The organism is Halopelagius longus (assembly GCF_900100875.1).
In the GTDB taxonomy this organism is placed as follows: domain Archaea; phylum Halobacteriota; class Halobacteria; order Halobacteriales; family Haloferacaceae; genus Halopelagius; species Halopelagius longus.
The window spans coordinates 916,575-934,673 of sequence record NZ_FNKQ01000002.1; the positions used below are offsets into that span (position 1 = coordinate 916,575).

The 18,099-nt window shown below is 65.6% G+C and carries 15 protein-coding genes; 9 read left to right on the top strand and 6 right to left on the bottom strand.

Annotation, left to right across the window (positions count from 1 at the left end; all coding sequences use genetic code 11):
- Positions 1 to 333: 333 nt before the first annotated feature.
- The 3 genes from BLS11_RS10415 to BLS11_RS10425 all read left to right on the top strand — a co-directional run bounded on the left by BLS11_RS10415 (position 334) and on the right by BLS11_RS10425 (position 2,220).
- Complete coding sequence (locus BLS11_RS10415) at positions 334 to 771, top strand: DUF371 domain-containing protein (protein WP_092537006.1); 438 nt, start codon at positions 334 to 336, stop codon at positions 769 to 771.
- A gap of 63 nt (positions 772 to 834) precedes the next feature.
- Positions 835 to 1,644 (top strand): endonuclease III domain-containing protein, encoded by an 810-nt coding sequence (locus tag BLS11_RS10420; RefSeq protein WP_092537009.1) that lies wholly within the window; start codon positions 835 to 837, stop codon positions 1,642 to 1,644.
- Positions 1,645 to 1,896: 252 nt separating this feature from the next.
- On the top strand, positions 1,897 to 2,220 hold the full coding sequence (locus tag BLS11_RS10425) for a HalOD1 output domain-containing protein (protein WP_092537012.1): 324 nt from the start codon (positions 1,897 to 1,899) through the stop codon (positions 2,218 to 2,220).
- A 10-nt stretch (positions 2,221 to 2,230) separates the two neighbouring features.
- Here the strand turns inward: BLS11_RS10425 and BLS11_RS10430 are convergent, their stop codons facing one another.
- From BLS11_RS10430 to BLS11_RS10440, 3 genes are all read right to left on the bottom strand, one after another.
- Positions 2,231 to 2,701, bottom strand: a complete 471-nt coding sequence (locus BLS11_RS10430; protein ID WP_092537016.1) for a DUF7332 family protein — start codon at positions 2,699 to 2,701, stop codon at positions 2,231 to 2,233.
- Between the two features lie 45 nt (positions 2,702 to 2,746).
- Positions 2,747 to 3,142 carry a methylglyoxal synthase gene (locus BLS11_RS10435; RefSeq protein WP_092537019.1) on the bottom strand — a complete coding sequence of 132 codons (396 nt, stop codon included), beginning with the start codon at positions 3,140 to 3,142 and terminating at the stop codon, positions 2,747 to 2,749.
- Positions 3,143 to 3,258: 116 nt separating this feature from the next.
- Entirely contained in the window at positions 3,259 to 5,181 is a 1,923-nt protein-coding gene (locus BLS11_RS10440) for a beta-CASP ribonuclease aCPSF1 (protein WP_092537022.1), read from the bottom strand.
- Positions 5,182 to 5,442: 261 nt separating this feature from the next.
- On the opposite strand from BLS11_RS10440, the gene BLS11_RS10445 reads away from it, so the two are divergent.
- The 4 genes from BLS11_RS10445 to BLS11_RS10460 all read left to right on the top strand — a co-directional run bounded on the left by BLS11_RS10445 (position 5,443) and on the right by BLS11_RS10460 (position 13,545).
- A complete protein-coding gene (locus BLS11_RS10445) occupies positions 5,443 to 5,925 on the top strand; it encodes a DUF7984 family protein (RefSeq protein WP_092537025.1) in 483 nt (160 codons plus the stop codon).
- A 114-nt stretch (positions 5,926 to 6,039) separates the two neighbouring features.
- Positions 6,040 to 7,506, top strand: a complete 1,467-nt coding sequence (gene proS / locus BLS11_RS10450) for a proline--tRNA ligase (protein ID WP_092537027.1) — start codon at positions 6,040 to 6,042, stop codon at positions 7,504 to 7,506.
- Positions 7,507 to 7,914: 408 nt separating this feature from the next.
- A complete protein-coding gene (gene gltB / locus BLS11_RS10455) occupies positions 7,915 to 12,450 on the top strand; it encodes a glutamate synthase large subunit (RefSeq protein WP_092537029.1) in 4,536 nt (1,511 codons plus the stop codon).
- Between the two features lie 105 nt (positions 12,451 to 12,555).
- Entirely contained in the window at positions 12,556 to 13,545 is a 990-nt protein-coding gene (locus BLS11_RS10460; protein WP_092537032.1) for an NAD-dependent epimerase/dehydratase family protein, read from the top strand.
- A gap of 46 nt (positions 13,546 to 13,591) precedes the next feature.
- On the opposite strand, the gene BLS11_RS10465 is transcribed toward BLS11_RS10460, so the two are convergent.
- Positions 13,592 to 14,281 carry an HD domain-containing protein gene (locus BLS11_RS10465; RefSeq protein ID WP_092537035.1) on the bottom strand — a complete coding sequence of 230 codons (690 nt, stop codon included), beginning with the start codon at positions 14,279 to 14,281 and terminating at the stop codon, positions 13,592 to 13,594.
- A 219-nt stretch (positions 14,282 to 14,500) separates the two neighbouring features.
- Here BLS11_RS10465 and BLS11_RS10470 point away from each other — a divergent pair, with 219 nt between their 5' ends.
- Both BLS11_RS10470 and BLS11_RS10475 read left to right on the top strand, forming a co-directional pair.
- Positions 14,501 to 15,448, top strand: coding sequence for an ADP-ribosylglycohydrolase family protein (locus BLS11_RS10470; protein ID WP_092537038.1), 948 nt, complete (start codon positions 14,501 to 14,503; stop codon positions 15,446 to 15,448).
- Positions 15,449 to 15,665: 217 nt separating this feature from the next.
- Positions 15,666 to 16,496 (top strand): esterase/lipase family protein, encoded by an 831-nt coding sequence (locus BLS11_RS10475; RefSeq protein ID WP_175454426.1) that lies wholly within the window; start codon positions 15,666 to 15,668, stop codon positions 16,494 to 16,496.
- Between the two features lie 164 nt (positions 16,497 to 16,660).
- Here BLS11_RS10475 and BLS11_RS10480 read toward each other — a convergent pair whose 3' ends face one another.
- Positions 16,661 to 16,975 carry a hypothetical protein gene (locus BLS11_RS10480; RefSeq protein WP_217628996.1) on the bottom strand — a complete coding sequence of 105 codons (315 nt, stop codon included), beginning with the start codon at positions 16,973 to 16,975 and terminating at the stop codon, positions 16,661 to 16,663.
- Between the two features lie 635 nt (positions 16,976 to 17,610).
- Positions 17,611 to 17,925, bottom strand: a complete 315-nt coding sequence (locus tag BLS11_RS10485; protein WP_092537044.1) for a DUF7344 domain-containing protein — start codon at positions 17,923 to 17,925, stop codon at positions 17,611 to 17,613.
- Between the last annotated feature and the right edge of the window lie 174 nt (positions 17,926 to 18,099).

The following is an 18,099-nucleotide window of genomic DNA, read 5'->3' on the forward strand; positions in this document are numbered from 1 at the left end:
GATGCTGCCGACCGTGGATAAGAATTCCCGATCATTCTGCGTGCGGTTCCGCCGGAACGCCGGAGGCGCTCTGGTACTCTCTACTTGACCCTGTCCGCATATAAATCCTTCGGTGATTTCGAGGGTGAAAAGAGGTACCACACACCTCGAACGCGGCGTGCTACGCCGTATCAACCGCCGGGGGAGTGTATATAAAATACTGAGCGTACCGTACTCGGTCGCCCGCGGTTCCCGTCCGCGGAACGGTCGCTCCCGTTCTCCCGACGCCCGTATCGCGTCCGGGTCTCGCGCCGAACCGGACTCGCTTTACCGCGGCGACGGCGACGACGAACCATGACCGAACGACGCGAAGTCGTCCGCGCGCGCGGACACGAGAACGTCTCGGCCGAACACGCGAGCACGTTCGAGGTGACGTCGGACGATTGGCTCACGCCCGCGGGCGACTGCATCCTCGCGGTCGAAGCCGACAGGGTACCCGCGGACTTCGACGAGGCGTTCGTCGAGGCGTGCCGCGACGAAGACGCGACGATTACGGCGGAAGTAACAGTCGAAACAGACGATGGAAAGACGTACGAGCAGACTGTTACGGGGCGGGGCCACCCGGACCTGACGTTCGAGAACGACCGGAGTCACGTCGGGCGGACGAGCGACTACGTGGACGACCGAACCGTCCTCGTCGGCGCCGAGGGGGCCGCCGCGGACTTCGACCGCGAACTCGTCGCCGCCCTCGCCGACGGAGCGTCCCTGACGCTGACGCTCACCGTCGAGTGATCCGCCGACCGCCGGAACCGAGCGACCGGGCGGTTTTTCGCCGCGGCGGCCGAACCCTCGCCCATGCCGGAGGAACCCGCGGAGAACATAAGCGGCGGCGAGGCCGGCGGCGGCACCGCCGCGGTGTTCGAAGAGAGGGACGCGGAGACGCGCGCGGAGGCCGTCGTAGACGAGTTAGGCAGACTGTACTGGCGGAAAGCCTACGGCGGACAGGACGCCTTCGAGTGTCTCGTCCGGACGATTCTCAGCCAGAACACGAGCGACAAGGCGAGTCAACCGGCCCACGACGAACTGATGGCTCGGTTCGGACCGGCCGAGGAACTCGCCGAGACGTTGGCGGAGGCCGACAGGGAGGAGATAGCCGACGCCATCTCCGCGGCGGGACTGTACAACCAGAAGTCGAAGATGATACGCGGCGCGGCGCGGGAAGTCGTCTCCGAGTTCGGCGGCACCGAGGGGTTCGACGCCTACGTCCGGGAGGAAGACCCCGCCGCCGTCCGCGAGCGGTTACTGGAGATTCACGGCGTCGGCCCGAAGACGGCCGACTGCGTCTTGCTCTTCGCCGGCGGCCGGGGCGGCGTCTTCCCCGTGGACACGCACGTCCACCGAATCTCGCGCCGATTGGGCGTCGCGCCGCCGGACGCCGACCACGAAGAGGTGCGTCAGTCGCTCGAACGCGACGTACCCGCGGCGAAGTGCGGGTTCGGCCACACCGCGATGATTCAGTTCGGTCGCGAGTACTGTTCCGCCAGAAAGCCCGCCTGCCTCGACGGACTCGACGCGTGTCCGATGGCGGCGCTCTGCGATAGGGTCGGCGTAGAGCCCGAATCCGGCGAGGTGGTGGACCCCGCGGAGGCGGCGCCCGCCGACTGACGCCCGAGAAGTCGCTCCCTTACTCGGCGGAGGGACCCGGTAACGTCAGACATTATCGCGGCGTCTCGCGTCTCCGAAGCCCGACGCCGCAATAATCGGAGGGTTAACCGTCGGCACGTACTGACAGTAAGGGATTTTCTCATATTAACGGTCATCGCACTTTATGTGGGGATAGAGAGTAGCGGGTCGGTGAGAAAACAATGGTATTCGGAGACATGAGTCCACACCGAGTACGCCCCCGGGGGGGAGACGATGGTTGAGGACGGAGTCGGCGGGAGGGACCCGTCGGCACCGGCGGACGAGTACCACGCGATGCACGACTGGTCGGACGACGAACCGCTGAGTTTCAGCGTCGTCCGGGCGGTGTCGATGCTCGCGGGGAAGGAGCCCGAGGCGTTACAACCGCTGTACGAGGTCATCGACCCCGACGCGCTCGACTCGTTGTTCACCGACAAGGCGGGACGCAACGGGACGCTCTCCTTTTCGCTCGACGGCTACGACGTGACCATCCACGCCGACGGGAGCATCGTCGTCGAACGCGCCGACGCGAACTACCCGTCCGGACCGTCGCCCTGACGGGTCGGGGTCAACACGCCCTCGTCTCGACGCCCGACACCGGCGACTCCTCGGAGGCGTACGACGACCGGTCCTCGCCGAGAGACGAGAACATCGGGAGGTCGAACGAGTAGTCGAACAGTATCGCGAACCGAGAGAACGGGTTCGAGAGGAACGCCCCGGCGTCGCCGACGCCGTCGAAGACGACGCCCGTCTGAAGCGAGATGATGCTGGCGTTCAGCGCGGTGCCGCGGGCTTCGAGGCCGAGTGCTCCTTCGCCGCCGAGGTTCGAGAACAGCGACGTGTGGACGATCATCGAGATGCCCGGACCCTCCGTGCCGACGCCGAGTTCGTGACCGCCGGGCGGGAAGCACCGCTTCTCGCCGGCGTCCGAGGCCGCCCCGGAGTTAGACGACTGGGCGGCGACCGGACCGACGACGGGCGCACCCAACGTCGCCAAGAGAACGACTACCGCGGTAACAGTTCGTATCGAGCGTCGCATACTCCGGTGTTCGGCGGGGAGGTGTTAAGCGTCGGGTTACGATTCTCAGCGGTGAGATTTCGACTCCGATTCGAGCTGTCTGACCAGTTCGTCGAGGATGGCGTCGGCGCTAGAGAGGTTCGTCGCGAGGGGAATGGAGTGGACGTCGGCGATGCGGAGAAGCGCCGTGATGTCGGGTTCGTGCGGTTGGGCGGTCAGGGGGTCCCGCAGGAAGAAGACGCCCGCGCAGTTCTCGTCGGCGATTTCGGCCCCGATCTGCATGTCGCCGCCGATGGGACCGGACTGCTTGCGTTCGATGTCGAGGCCCGTCTCCTCTTGGAGTCGCTTCCCCGTCGTCCCGGTGGCCATCAGGTCGAACCGCTCGAGGTCCTCCTTGCGGTTCTTCGCGAACTGGATGAGTTCCGGCTTCTTCTCGTCGTGAGCGATGAGCGCGAGACGCATGGCTCAGTCTGGGGGGAGAGCGGGCTTGAATGTTGGCCGCGACGCGGGCGACGAGACACGAGAGCGAAAACGAAGCGCGACCGAGTCGGGCGCGACCACTCGCGACGCCTACGCGGTCACTTGAAGCGGAACGTTTCGAGGTTCTTCGGCGCGAACGTCCGCATGTTGTAGTTGTGATAGAGCGCCGACGAGAGGTCCTGCACGGAGCGTTCGTCGCCGTGGACGCAGAGCACCTTCTCGGGTCGGGGGTTCATCGTCTTCACGAAGTTCTCAAGTCCCTGCCGGTCGGCGTGGCCGGAGAACCCGTCGACGGTTTCGACGTCCATCTTCAGTTGGAGCGTGTCCGAACGGCCCATGCCGTCGCGGCCGTTGACGGGAATCTCGTCCCACCCGTTCTGGATGCGTCGGCCGAGGGTCCCCTGGGCCTGGTACCCGACGAACACGAGCCGGGAGTCCGGTTCGGGACCGATGTGGCGGAGCCACGACATGATGGGCCCGCCCGTCACCATCCCCGAGGTGGAGAGGATGATGCACTGGTCGCCGTCGGCGACTTCCTGCCGTTCCTCCTCGCCGCCGTCGATGTGGTTGAACTCGTCGGCGAGGAACGGGTTCTCGTCCTCGTGGAAGATACGGTCGCGGAGTTCGTCGCGGAGGTACTCGGGGTACGTCGTGTGGATGGCCGTCGCCTCCCATATCATCCCGTCGAGGTGGACGGGCATGGAGGGAATCTTCCCGGACCGCATCGCCTCTTCGAGGACGAGCATGATCTCCTGGGAGCGACCGACCGCGAAGGCGGGGATGAGTATCTTCCCGCCCTCCTCGTACGTCTCGTTGATGATGTCGATGAGGTGCTCTTCGGAGTCCTCCTGGTCGGTCTGGTAGTCGTTCCGACCGCCGTAGGTGGATTCGAGAACGAGCGTCTCGACGCGCGGGAAGTCGTTGACCGCGCCGTTGAACAGGCGCGTGTCGTCGTAGTGGATGTCGCCGGAGAACGCGACGTTGTAGAGGCCGTCGCCGATGTGGAAGTGCGAGACGGCGGACCCGAGGATGTGGCCCGCGTTGTGGAACGTGAGCTTCACGTCCGGCGCGATGTCCGTCACGTCGCCGTACTCGAGCGGGATGCAGTGTTTGATGGCTTCGCGGACCATCTCGGAGTCGTACGGTGGCGTCCGGCCCTCCTTGGCCGCCACGTCGAGGTAGTCCAGCGTCAGCAGTCCCATCAGGTCGCGGGTCGGTTCGGTCGTGTAGATGGGGCCGTCGTACCCGTACTTGAACAGAAGCGGGATGAGCGCGGAGTGGTCGAGGTGGGCGTGCGTCAGGACGACGGCGTCGAGCGAGTTCGCGCCCGCGCCGAGGGCCTCCGGCACCTGCAGGTACGGCACGTCGTCCGAGCCCGGCTTGTCGCCGCAGTCCACGAGGATGCGCGTCTCGGGCGTCGAGACGATGAACGAGGCGCGACCGACCTCGCGGCAGCATCCGAGCGTCGTGATGCGGACCCACTCGTCGTCGGAGAGCTGTTCGCGGTGAATCTGCCGGCCGACCCGTTCGAGAATCTGCCGCCGGTCGTCGCGTTCCTGCTTCAGGAAGTTCCGGACGTTCGAGACCGTCGAGGACTCGATGGGCGGCGTGCGGACGACTTCCGGCGTCCACCCGACCTGCTGGGTTATCTTCCGGAGCGTCGACCCGTGGCGGCCGATGACCATCCCGGGCTTCGACGCCTCGATGACGACTTCGCCGGTGTCCGCGTGGAAGTCGAGGTCCGTGACGCCCGCTTCCTCCGGGATGACGTCGAGGATCTGTTCTTCCGCGTTACGGGGACTCGAAAGCGCCTCGGGGTCGGGACGGACCGTGATTCGCTTCCGCAGTTTACTGGCGAGTTTCCGGATGAGGTCGCCGTTCTGCGCGAACTTCTTCGGGTCCCGAGTGTAGACGACGAGTTCCGGCCCTTCGTACTTCACGTCCGACACCGAGATGTCGGACGGCAGTTCGTTCGTAATCTCTGCTTTCAATTCCTCAAGTTGCTTATCTACTGAACTCATAACTGAGTGGCCTCGCCCGGTGCGTTACGGGCGGTGTCGGAGAATCGCTGCCTCGAAAGCTGCCGACCGGTGCCGATACGCCTATCGGGGGACGGTCGGGCCCGGTCGTCGATTGAGAGAGCATAGTCAACGAGTACGGTGGTATCTCTGGCTATCCTGACTGCGGGAAGAGGCAGGGAAAACCCGCTTACTCGGAGGTACTTTCTCGTCGGTATAAAAGCCTTCGCAAAGTGGAAGCCTTCGGACGTGTAGACCAGTGGTATGGAACTGACACCGGAGGCCGTCGAACGCGAGGCGGAGTGGGTGCGGAACCGCGGCGACGCGGTGGTTCCCCTGATAAACGACACTCGAACGCGGTTGGGCGAACTGTTCGGCACCGACGTGGGCGAGGTGACGCCCGCGGCGTACCGCGAGGAGGTAGACGCCGTGTTCGAGGACGGCGAGGTGGCGGTGAACGTCGCCGGGTTCGTCCGCATCCTCCGCGAACTCGACGTGGAGGGCGACTACCCCGGATTCGTCGTGGACGAGATTCTCGGGCGCGAACTCGCCGCCACCGTCGCGGGCGGACACCCCCTCTCGCTTCTCGCGCAGGCGACGTTCCACTTCGCGGACGTCCGCACTCACACCGAGGGGCGCGCGGGCGCGGACGACTTAGACGCCGCCCTCGCGGCGGGGTTTCAGACGCGGCTACCGGGGTGGTCGTGGCGAGACGGCGACAGTCCGTTCGCCGTCCGACGCGACTGAGGCGGGCGCGAACGCGGCGCGCGTCGCCGACGGACGGCCGCGAGTCCCCGGAACGGGCCGCCGCAGTCCGGCGCTTCGGGGTCTTTAAGAGTTCGCTGGGGCAAAGCGAGGGTAATGAGCGACGATCAGGAACTCGGGATAACCGAGTCCAAGGAGTACAACACCGGCGAGTGGTACGCCGAAGTCGTCCAGAAGGCGGACTTGGCGAACTACGGCCCGGAGGGGATGAGCGGATTCATCGTCACGCGGCCGCGCGCCTACGCCGTCTGGGAGCGCATCCAAAGCTACCTCGACGGGATGTTCAAGGACACCGGCGTCCAGAACGCCTACTTCCCGATGTTCATCCCCGAGAGCTACCTCGAACGGGAGAAGGACATCGTCGAGGGGTTCGACCCCGAAGTCGCGTGGGTGACCCACGCGGGCCACGACGAACTGGAGGAACGCCTCGCCGTCCGGCCCACCTCCGAGTCCATCATCGCGCCGTACATGTCCCGGTGGGTGCGCAGTCACCGCGACTTGCCCCTCCGCGTGAACCAGTGGGCGTCCGTCGTCCGGTGGGAGGCGACGGAGACGAAGCCGTTCTTCCGCACGAAGGAGTTCCTCTGGCAGGAGGGCCACACAGCCCACGCCACCGAGGAGGACGCGTGGGAGGAGACGCTCACCCGCCTCGACCAGTACCAGTCCGTCTTCGAGGACCTCCTCGCCATCCCCGTCCTTCGGGGCGCGAAACCGGAGCACGACAAGTTCCCCGGCGCGGACACGACGACGACGGTGGAGGCGTTGATGCCCGACGGCAAGTCCGTCCAAAGCGGCACCTCCCACCACCTCGGCACCTCCTTCGCGGAGGCGTTCGACATCACCTACACCGACGAAGACGAGGAGAGTCAGGTGGCCCACACCACCTCGTGGGGCCTCTCGTGGCGGTCGATGGGTGCGCTCATCATGACCCACTCCGACGACCAAGGACTCGTCCTGCCGCACACCGTCGCGCCCGAACAGGTCGTCGTCGTCCCCATCTGGCAGTCCGACACGAAGGAGAAAGTGCTCGAGTACGCCGAGGGCATCACCGAGGAACTGGAGGAGGCGGGCGTCCGCGTCGAACTGGACGACAGGGACGAGCGCAATCCCGGCTTCAAGTTCAACGAGTGGGAACTGAAGGGCGTCCCCGTCCGCTTCGAGATCGGGCCGAACGAGGTGGACGACGACGTGATAACCGTCGTCCACCGCCCCGACGGCGAGAGCAAGGAGATAGACCGCGAGAACGTCGCCGAGACGGTCCGAGAGGAGTTCGACGAGGTGTACGCGAAACTGTACGCGAAGGCCGAGGAGAACCTCGAAGCGAACGTTCGAGAGGCCGACTCCCGCGCGGACATCCTCGGCACCATCGGACAGCACGGCGGGTACGTGAAAGCGCCGTGGTGCGGCGACGAGGACTGCGAAGCCGAGATAAAAGACCAGATAGCCGCCGAAATCGTGATGGTCCCCCTCGACGACGAGGAGGCCGAAATTCACGAGGGCGAGTCCTGCGCCATCTGCGACGGCGACGCCGTCGAGACTGCGTACTTCGCGAAGACGTACTGAGCGACGCTCGCCCCGTTTTCGGTCTCTTCCGTCAGCCTGCAGATTCGCTCGATACGTAGCCTCCTACGTTGGTTTTCCGTTCCGCTGTTGACGATAACTGAGCGCGAACGAGAGTGCAGCGATTGCCGAGGCGACGACACCGACGGCTGAAACCAACAACGATGATTCGCCTTCGACGTAGCGGAAGACAAAAATACCGAACACGAGGGCCTGTGCGAGTGCCGCTACTGCGGTCCACCTCCGATTCATGTTCCGAGTACACAGTTCGTTCACAGATACCCTCCCGACCCGCGTATCCTAGATGAACATTCGGTAAAGTAGAAATACCTTATATTGAATAATATGTGTTGATATTGCCCTTATGCTTTCAGGATAACTGCCTTATGGGGGTAAAACTTCACGTCACACATGACCAAGCCACAGAGAGACACCCCTGTCGTTTCGGAGGGGCTCGCCGACCCCACCGACCAGCGCTCGAACTGCGGCGTAGGTGCCGTCATCGACCTCGACGGCGGTCGGAGCCACCGGACCGTCGTCGACGGTGTAGAACTGTTAGCAAACCTCGAACACCGCGGGACGACCGGTGCCGAGGAGAACACCGGCGACGGCGCCGGCATCATGATCCAACGGCCCGACGAGTTCTTCGAGGCCGTCGTCGAGGCCGACCTGCCGGAGACGTACGCCGTCGGTTCGGTGTTCATGCCGCGGGACGACGCCGCGCGCGAGGGACTGTTCTCGATATTCGAGCGCTCGCTCGAAGCCCACGGGTTGGAGGTGTTCCACTGGCGGAACGTCCCCACGGACAACTCCTCGCTCGGCGAGACCGCACTCGAATCCGAACCCGATGTCTGGCAGGCGTTCGTCCGTCCCGACGCGGAGATGGACGCCGAGACGTTCGACCGGAAACTGTACGTCGCCCGCCGCGAGGCCGAGAACCGCGTCGGCGAACTGGAGTCGGCGGGCGCGGCCCGCTTCTACGTCTGTTCGCTCTCGCGGAAGACCCTCGTCTACAAGGGCTTGCTCAAGGGCGACCAACTGCTCGAATACTACCCCGACCTCGCGGACGAACGCGTGAAGACGACGCTGACGCTCGTCCACGCGCGCTTCTCGACGAACACGCTCGGGGCGTGGCACCTCGCGCACCCGTACCGCCACATCATCCACAACGGCGAGATAAACACCATCCGGGGCAACATCAACTGGATGCGCGCCCGGGAGACGGACCTCGAACACCCGGAGTTCGGCGACGACTTAGAGACCATCAAGCCCGTCACGAAGGCCGACCAGTCCGACACGGCGGTAGTAGACAACGCCGTCGAACTCCTGCTTCACTCGGACCGCGAACTCCCGCACGTCCTGCGGATGCTCATCCCCGAGGCGTACCGCGGCGACGAGTCGATGTCCCGAGAGAAGCGCGACTGGTACGACTACCACGCCTCCTTGGTCGAACCGTGGGACGGCCCCGCCCTCGTGGCGGCGACGGACGGCGACCGGGTCGCGGCGGTGCTCGACCGCAACGGCCTCCGCCCGTGTCGCTACGACGTGACCACCGACAACCGAGTCATCATGGCCTCGGAAGTCGGCGCGCTCGATACGGACCCGAGCGAAATCGAGGAGCGCGGCCGCCTCCAACCCGGGCAACTGTTCATGGCCGACCCCGTCGAGGGGCGCGTCATCCCCGACGAGGAGGTGTTCGACTCCCTCACCGACGAGAAGTACGGCGAGTGGGTCGAGGAGGAACAGAGACACCTCGACGACGTCGCGGAAGATGACGACTACGAACCCCGCGGCGAGGTGGACCACCTCCGCGCCCATCAGGCGGCGTTCGGCTACACCCACGACCAGGTGAACCACCTCATCAAGCCGATGGCGGAAGACGGGAAAGACCCCGTCGGGTCGATGGGCGACGACACGCCGCTCTCCGTCCTCTCGGACTTCAACCGGCCGCTCTTTACCTACTTCAAGCAGCTGTTCGCGCAGGTGACGAACCCGCCGTTAGACTACATCCGCGAGGAACTCGTCACCTCCTTGGAGTCCCGACTCGGCCACCAGCGGAACCTCTTAGACGAGACGCCGGAACACGCCAGACAGCTCGTCTTGGACTCGCCCGTCCTGACGGACGCCCAGACGGACGCGATCAAGAACCTCGGCGACGACGAGGACATCTCCTCGGCCGTCGTGGACATCACCTACGAGACGGACGAGGAGATGCGCGACGCCGTCGAACGCGTCCGCGAGGAGGCGAAGGCGGCAATCGAAGAGGGGGCGAACGTCGTCGTCCTCTCGGACCGCGAACTCGGCCCGGACCGCGTCGCGATTCCGAGTCTGCTGGCGACGGGCGCGGTCCACCACAGTCTCGTCCGGAACGGCCTCCGGAACCACGCCGGACTCGTCGTCGAGTCGGGCGACCCCCGCGAGGTCCACCACCTCGCCACCCTCGTCGGCTACGGCGCGGGCGCGGTGAACCCGTACCTCGCCTACCAGACCATCGGCGACTTGGTCGCCGGCCCCGACGGTGCCGAGGAGTCCGAGGCCGTCGCGGCGTACAAGAAAGCGCTCGAAGACGGCCTGCTGAAGACGATGGCCAAGATGGGCATCTCCACCGTGGAGTCCTATCAGGGCGCACAGATCTTCGAGGCCGTCGGCCTCGATTCGGACTTCGTCGCCGAGTACTTCGAGGGGACGGAGATTCGCACCGAGGGCATCGGTATCGACGTCATCGAGGAGGACACGCTCACCCGTCACGCCGTCGGCTTCGGCGCGGACCCCGACTTAGAACGCCACGGCGAGTACGAGCACCGCTCCGACGGCATCCACCACCAGTGGAACCCCAAGACGGTCGGGACGCTCCAACAGGCTGTCCGCTCGGGCAACTACGAGAAGTATCGGGAGTTCGCCGAACTCATCAACGACCAATCGGAGGAACTGCAGACGCTCCGCGGCCTCTTGGAGTTCGACTCCGACCGCGACCCGGTTCCCGTCGAAGAGGTCGAACCCGTCGAGGACATCGTCGAGCGGTTCTCGACGGCCGCGATGTCGCTGGGCAGTCTGTCGCCGGAGGCCCACGAGAACAACTCCATCGCCATGAACCGCCTCGGCGGGAAGTCCAACTCCGGCGAGGGCGGCGAACCGCCGGAGCGGTTCGGCACGGAGAAGGAGTGTAACGTCAAACAGGTCGCCTCCGGCCGGTTCGGCGTCACCTCCCACTACCTCTCCAGCGCCGACGAACTCCAGATCAAGATGGCGCAAGGGTCGAAGCCCGGCGAGGGCGGTCACCTCCCCGGCAAGAAGGTCAACGAGATGATAGCGCACGTCCGCTACGCGACGCCGGGCGTCGGCCTCATCTCGCCGCCGCCCCTCCACGACATCTACTCCATCGAGGACCTCAAGCAACTCATCCACGACCTGAGGACGGCGAACCCGGACGCCGACATCAACGTGAAACTCGTCTCCGAGGCCGGAATCGGCACCATCGCCGCGGGCGTCGCGAAGGCGAACGCGGACGTCGTTCACATCTCCGGCCACGACGGCGGGACGGGCGCGTCGCCGAAGACGTCCATCAAGAACGCCGGCCTGCCGTGGGAACTCGGACTCGCGGAGGCGAACCAGATGCTGCGGGCGACGAACCTCCGCTCTCGCATCCGCGTGACCGCCGACGGCGGCATGAAGACCGGCCGCGACATCGCCGTGGCGGCGCTTCTGGGCGCCGAGGAGTACGTCTTCGGGACCGCCTCCCTCGTCACCTCCGGCTGCGTGATGGCCCGCCAGTGCCACGAGAACACCTGTCCGGTCGGCGTCGCCACCCAACGGGAGGACCTCCGGAAGCGCTTCCCCGGCCAGCCCGACCACGTCATCAACTACATGACGTTCATGGCGCAGGAACTGCGCGAGATAATGGCCGAACTCGGCTTCCGCACGGTGGACGAGATGATCGGCCGCCCCTCTTTGCTCCGCCAGCGAGAGACCGACCACGAGAAGGCGAAACACCTCGACCTCGCGTCGGTCATCGCCGAACCCGCAGAGGGCGCGCGCTACAAGACCGAAGAGCAGGCCCACGCCGACTTGGAGACGCAACTCGACCACAAACTCATCGAGCAGGCGCGACCCGCACTCGAACGCGGCGAACCCGTCCAGATACGCGAGGACGTCTCGAACGTGGACCGCGCCGTCGGCGCGATGCTGTCGAACCGAATCTCCGACGAGTACGGCGGCGAGGGCCTCGCGGACGGCACCGTCGACTGCGAGTTCACCGGCATCGCCGGGCAGTCGTTCGGCGCGTTCCTCGCGAACGGCGTGACGATGCGCCTCACGGGCGCGTCGAACGACTACGTCGGGAAGGGGCTCTCCGGCGGTCGAATCGTCGTGAAGACGCCCGAGGACGCCGCCTACGCCGCCGACGAGAACGTCCTCATCGGCAACGTCGCCCTCTACGGCGCGACGCAGGGCGAGGCGTACGTCAACGGCGTCGCGGGCGAGCGATTCGCCGTCCGCAACTCCGGCGTGAAAGCCGTCGTCGAAGGCGTCGGCGACCACGGCTGTGAGTACATGACCGGCGGCGTCGTCGCCGTCCTCGGCGAGACGGGGCGCAACTTCGCCGCCGGGATGTCCGGCGGCGTCGCGTACGTCTACGACCCCGACGACGAACTCGAAGCGAAGGCCAACACCGGCATGGTGTCGCTCTCCGAGGAACTGGAGGAGAGCGACGAGGCGATGCTCCGCCGCCTCGTGGAGAACCACGTCGAGTACACCGACAGCGACCGCGCGACGGCGCTTCTCGACGACTGGGCGAACGTGCTGGGCGACTTCGTGAAGGTGATGCCCGACGCGTACGCCGACGTCATCGCCGAGAACGCCGAGGCCGACGTGCGCCGCGACCTGCCGGCGTCCGCGACGGCCGCCGCCGCCGACGGCGACACCGGCCTCGCACAGACCAGCGACGACTGAGCGACTCCGAGCGCTCTCCGCCCGTGCGCCCCGCGGTGACCGCCGCTACCGGAATCCGCCGCCGCATCTCCCACGCTTTTCTCCGACGCACTCCTCGGCTACGGTATGGACTCGGCACTCGTCGTCGGCGGCACCCGCTTCATCGGTCGCCACCTCGTCTCCGACCTCGTAGAGAACGGCTACGACGTGACCATCTTCAACCGCGGCAACCACGAGAACCCCTTCGAGGGGGACGAGAGCGTCCGGCGAATCGAGGGCGATAGGAAGGACGACGGCGCCCTCCGGCGGGCGAAGGCCGCCGCCGAACCGGACGCCGTCTTCGACTGCGTGGCGTACCAGCCCAAAGACGTGGTCTCCGCGACGGAAATCTTCGCGGACGTGGACGCGTACGTGTACATTTCGAGCGGTGCGGCCTACGGTGCAGAGGAGATTCCGAAGCGAGAGGGCGTGACGGAACTGTGTCCCTGTTCGGACGACCAGTTGACCGACGACTCCTCGGAGAGTTACGGCCCCCGGAAGGCCGAGGGCGACAGGGTGGTGTTCGACGCGGCGACGCGCGGCGTGAACGCGATGTCCGTCCGCCCCACCATCGTCTACGGCCCGTACGACTACACCGAACGCCTCGACTACTGGCTGAACCGCGTCGAGAACTACGACCGGGTGGTCGTCCCCGGCGACGGGACGAACATCTGGCACCGCGCGTACGTCGAGGACGTGGCCTCGGCGATGCGCGTCGTCGCCGAGGAGGGCGAGGCCGGCGAGGCGTACAACGTCGGCGACAGGCGGGTTCTCACCCTCGAAGAGACGGTCCGAACGATAGCCGACGCGATGGGGACGGACGTGGAAGTCGTCCACGCGGGCGAACGCGAACTCGCCGCCGCCGGACTCTCGCCGGACGATTTCGTCCTCTATCGGGAGTACCCGCACGTCCTCGATACGAACAAACTCGCCGCCCTCGGGTGGGACTCGACGCCGATCGAGGAGGCGATGGCCCGGACCGTCGAGGAACACCGCCGATCGGACAGGGACGGGTCCGAACACGACCCGGGTCGCGACGCCGAGGAGTCGGTGCTCTCGATACTCGACACGCTCTGAACTGCGGGTCCGAAAAAATCGGTTCGTCGGGGTCGCTTCGGCCGACTCAGGCGCCGAACTCCTCGTGGTCCATGCCGGGGACCTCCTGCTCTAACCACTCGCGGAACCACTTGACGCGCTTGAGTCGTTGGTGGGCGATGCTCTCGGCGGCGTCGCTCTCGATGCGGTCCGTGGCGTCGCGCCCCCGTTCGAGGACGCGTTCGACCATCTCGGAGGCTTCCATGTGGGTGCGCGCCTCGTAGCCCATCCGCAGGAGCATCAACGCCGTGCCGTTGGCACCCACCTTATCGAGGATGTCCGCCTCGATGAGACACCGCGTCTCCAAGGAGACGTCCGTCAACGGACCCTGATACGAGTGCGTCGAGACGACGTCGCACACCTGCTCGACGAACGACTGGGGGAACTCCGCGCGCGCCTCCAGATACTCGCGGGCGACGCGCGCGCCCTCTTCGGCGTGGACCTCCTGTTCGGCCTCCAACTTCGAGATGTCGTGAAAGAGGGCGGCGACGCGGACGACGTCCACGTCCGCACCCTCGCGGCGGGCTATCTTCGAGGCGAGTTCGACGACGTTGAGGATGTGGTTGAAGCGGTACTCCGAACTGTGCCAGGGGTACCAGCGCATCCGGCCGCCGTCGTCTTCGTTCTCGACGCTCGCGGAGAGGTAATCCCGCACGAACCGCTTCATCTCCTCGAACTCCTCGTCGGAGACCGAGGACTCCTTTATCTCAACGCCCACGGTGCCACCTCCACGTTCGTGGAGAGGGGGGCGCTCGAACGTTCGCGTTTGAGTTCATTACCCGAATTAATGGCTGTTCCGCTCTTAGGCGTTACGACGTTTAGAACCGGTCGGGAGCGGAAAACGGTGCGTCGAACGGGACCGACGCTCGTCGTCCGAACGTGACCGTCGGACCGGGCGGACCGAGGGTTGATGTGTCGCGGGAGCCGAACGCGACGTATGACGGACTGCTCCGTCCGTTCGCGGGCGCGAGGGACACTCCTCGGCCTCGCGTGCGGAGACGCCCTCGGCAGACCGGTCGAGTTCCGAACGCCCGCGGGCATCGAGTCGGAGTACGGTCGCGTGACGGAGATGCAGGGATACGGAACCCACGACCGACCCCCGGGGACGATAACGGACGACACGGAGATGGCGCTGTGTATCGCCCGGAGTCTGGTCGAACGCGGCGAGTTCGACGGCGAGGACGTGGCCCGGCGATTCCTCGAGTGGTTCCAGTCCGGCCCGTTCGACGTCGGCCTCATGACCGCAGACTCGCTCGCGCAGGTCCGCGAGGGGGTCGCGTGGTCGGACGCCGGGCGGGAGGTCTGGGAGAGTCGCGCGGAAGGGGCCAACGCCGGCAACGGGAGCGTGATGCGCTGCGTGCCGTACGCACTCGCGTACCGCGACCAACCGGGCGTCCTCGCGGCGGTGAGTCGCGCCTCATCGGAAATTACGCACGCGGACCCGCGGTGTACCGCCGGATGCGCCTTGTTGAACGAGGTGGTTCGCCGCCTCGTCTGCGACGAGTCCGATCCGGAGTCCGTCGTCAGCGAATCGCTGGCGCTCGTCGACGGGAGCGGTGCGGTCCCCGACGAACTGTGGACGCGCGTCGCGGGCCTCCCCGCGGAGACCGACCCGGAGACGCTCGGATACAGCGGGTACGTGTTGGCGACGCTCGAATCCGGACTGTACCACGGACTCTCGGCGGACTCCTTCGAGGCGGCGGTCGTCGAGGCGGTGAACCACGGCGACGACGCCGACACCGTCGCCGCGGTGACGGGCGCCGTCGCGGGCGCGCGGTTCGGCGTCGACGCGGTGCCGGAACGGTGGACGAACGAACTCGCCGAACGCGACGAACTGCGCCGACTGGCGGACGAACTCCTCGAACTCGCGCCGGCGGAGTACTGACCGCGGTTCCCGTCCGTCGGCGTCTCTTTCTCCCCGGCACGTGATTCCTTACCACTGTGAGTGTCAGTACCAACTGACACTCGTATTAAGTAAAATAAAAATAGCCGTGACGCAAGTAGTCACCGTGAAATCCGAAGACCGGCATCGACGTTCCGATGGGACGCCGTTACATCGGCTCTCCGTCGCTCCGTTGTACACCGCGTCGTTCGGGATGCGGATGTTCAGCCACGCTATGGAGGCGTTAAATCCGCCGAGCGAACGGAAAAAGCGGAAGCGCCGCGAGCGCCGGACGGACGACGAGGGCCTCCCGTGGTCGTCCCGCGGACGGTACGGCGGCGTCGGCGGTCACGAGTGGTTCGACACGGACGCGGGGGCGTCGCGCAGTCCGGTCGTGTTCGTCCACGGGAACGGCCGAACGCACGAGGACTGGACGGACCACGCCGAAGCGCTTCTGGACGAGGGGTTCTCCGGCGACGAACTGTGGGCGATAACGTTCGCGCACCCGAGTTCGACGCACCGCGAGATGTCGAGCCAACTCGACGAGTTCGTCCGGAACGTGCGCGAGTACACCGGTTCGGAGTCGGTTTCGATAGTCGCCCACAGCCTCGGCGTCACGGGCGTTCGCTACTGGTTGGAGCGTCGGAACCGCTACGAGTGGGTCGATACCGTCGTCTCGATCGCCGGAGCGAACCACGGCGTCTCGGTGTGTAGCGGCGACGAGGACCCGAAGACGCTGGGCGAGTACGCGCGGCCGAGTCGCTTCGTCGGCTACCGGTACCGCGAACGACCGAACCATCCGCTCAAGCGGTTGAACGCCGGCACCGAGACGCCGGGCGACGTGACGTACTACACGATTCGCGGCGCGTACGACCACTACTACTGGCGCGACCCGACGAGCCCGGAACTCGAGGGCGCGTCGGAGAACGTCCTGTTGTGGACGAACCACATCGGGACGTTGCGTTCCGACCGAACCCGCGCCCTCCTGTCGGAGTGGTTGACCGACGGACCCGACGACGGCGCGGCGGACGACGGCCGAACGGCAGTGTAAATAACGGCCGCATAAATTCGGCTGTCGTCCGCGAACGGAGACTTTCTGCCGAGAGAACGAGAGCGTAGAGAGGAGAGCAGAGAGAAAGAGACGGAAAGCGAAGAGAGCAGAGATACCCGCGGCGAGCCCGGAAGAACCGAGAGACCGCAGAGGGTGAGAGACGTTCAGTCCGCGTTCTGCGGAGCCGAGTGCGTCGCTTGCTGGCCGTGGCCGTGGCCGTTCGATCCGATAACGTCGTCGAAGGGGTGCGGCGAACGGAGGATAGCGATGATGCTCCACATGAGACCCGTGAGTATCGACCCCGCCGCGGACATCGTCATCCCGAGAGAGAAGAACGTCGTCCCGTAGACGATGCCGATGGTGGCGGAGGGCAACGAGGTGCCCAGCGGAATGTTCGTCGTCGCGTCGCGGAGGGCCGGCACCAACACGAACAGCGAGAATATGCTTCCGGCGAGGAAGATTAGGTCCTGCCAAATCATCGTCTTTCCCCCGTCGTAGCGAGTCGTAGCGAGTTTGTCCCAGTCATCAAACAATACGAGGCCGTCCCTGCATATAACTTACTCGGTTCAGAGTAAACTTGTTTAACGAAAGATAACGGCACTCAGATCGCCGTCTGTGAAGAATTATGGTACTCCATAATCGTGCACGAAGGCGGCTGCCGGGTCGAAATAGATCGAAAGGATCCGTTAACTGATACTGTTCGCCGGGCGGCCCGGGGGTCCCCCGAACCGGGCGTCTACGTTCTGCTTTACCGACCGAAGACCGTCGCGACTCGGCGGAGTAAGGGGCGCGGACACGAGAGGACGAGGCGGATAACGCCGGGAGGGCGACAACGGGGGTGAAACGGCGGCGGAGGGGTCAGCGCCGAGAGAAGGAGGCGGCGACGGTGGCCGGACCGACGTGGGAGAAGGAGGCGATGACGGAGGACGAACCGATGGTGAGAGAAGAAGGACGGACTGCGAGGAAAGGGAAGCGACGGTTGGGCGTTACGTTCCGTACTATCTGGCGCGTGGAAGACGGAGAACGAGAGGAGGAGAGGAGAAACGAGGGGGTCGGTACCCGACTGCGAGGGGTCACGTCGGGTGACGCCCGGCGACGCACCGCCGAGGGGAGACTACGACCGTCGGATGTGGTTCGCCTGCCAGTCGTACTCGACGATTCCGTGGTCGTCGAGTAGGGGGAGGTGGACGTGGTGGAGGTCGGTTTCGACGCTCCGTATCTCGGGGACGGAAGCGCCGGCGTCGGACTCCGTTTCGCGTTCGGCCACTTCTCGGGCCAGTTCGCTCACGGAGAGGGGGAGTTCGAGGTCGGTGAGCGTCTGGAGGACGATTCGTCGTCGTTCGTCCGAGAGGAGCCGGTAGTACTCGTCCTCGGTGAGGTCCGCGGGCGATATCAGTTCCTCGGTGATTCTCTGGGTCGGTACGGCCATTATCGGCTTCCCTCCTCGTCGTTCCGCGTCATCTCGTTCACACCGGAAAGAGTGCTTCTTCCCGGTTAACGGCACCCCCTAACGAGTTAGGTCACTCCGTGCCGATAAACTGTCAGTTATCGGATTTATTCTGTTCGGGTCCGTCATGTTATCGGTCGAATACGTTCACCTTCG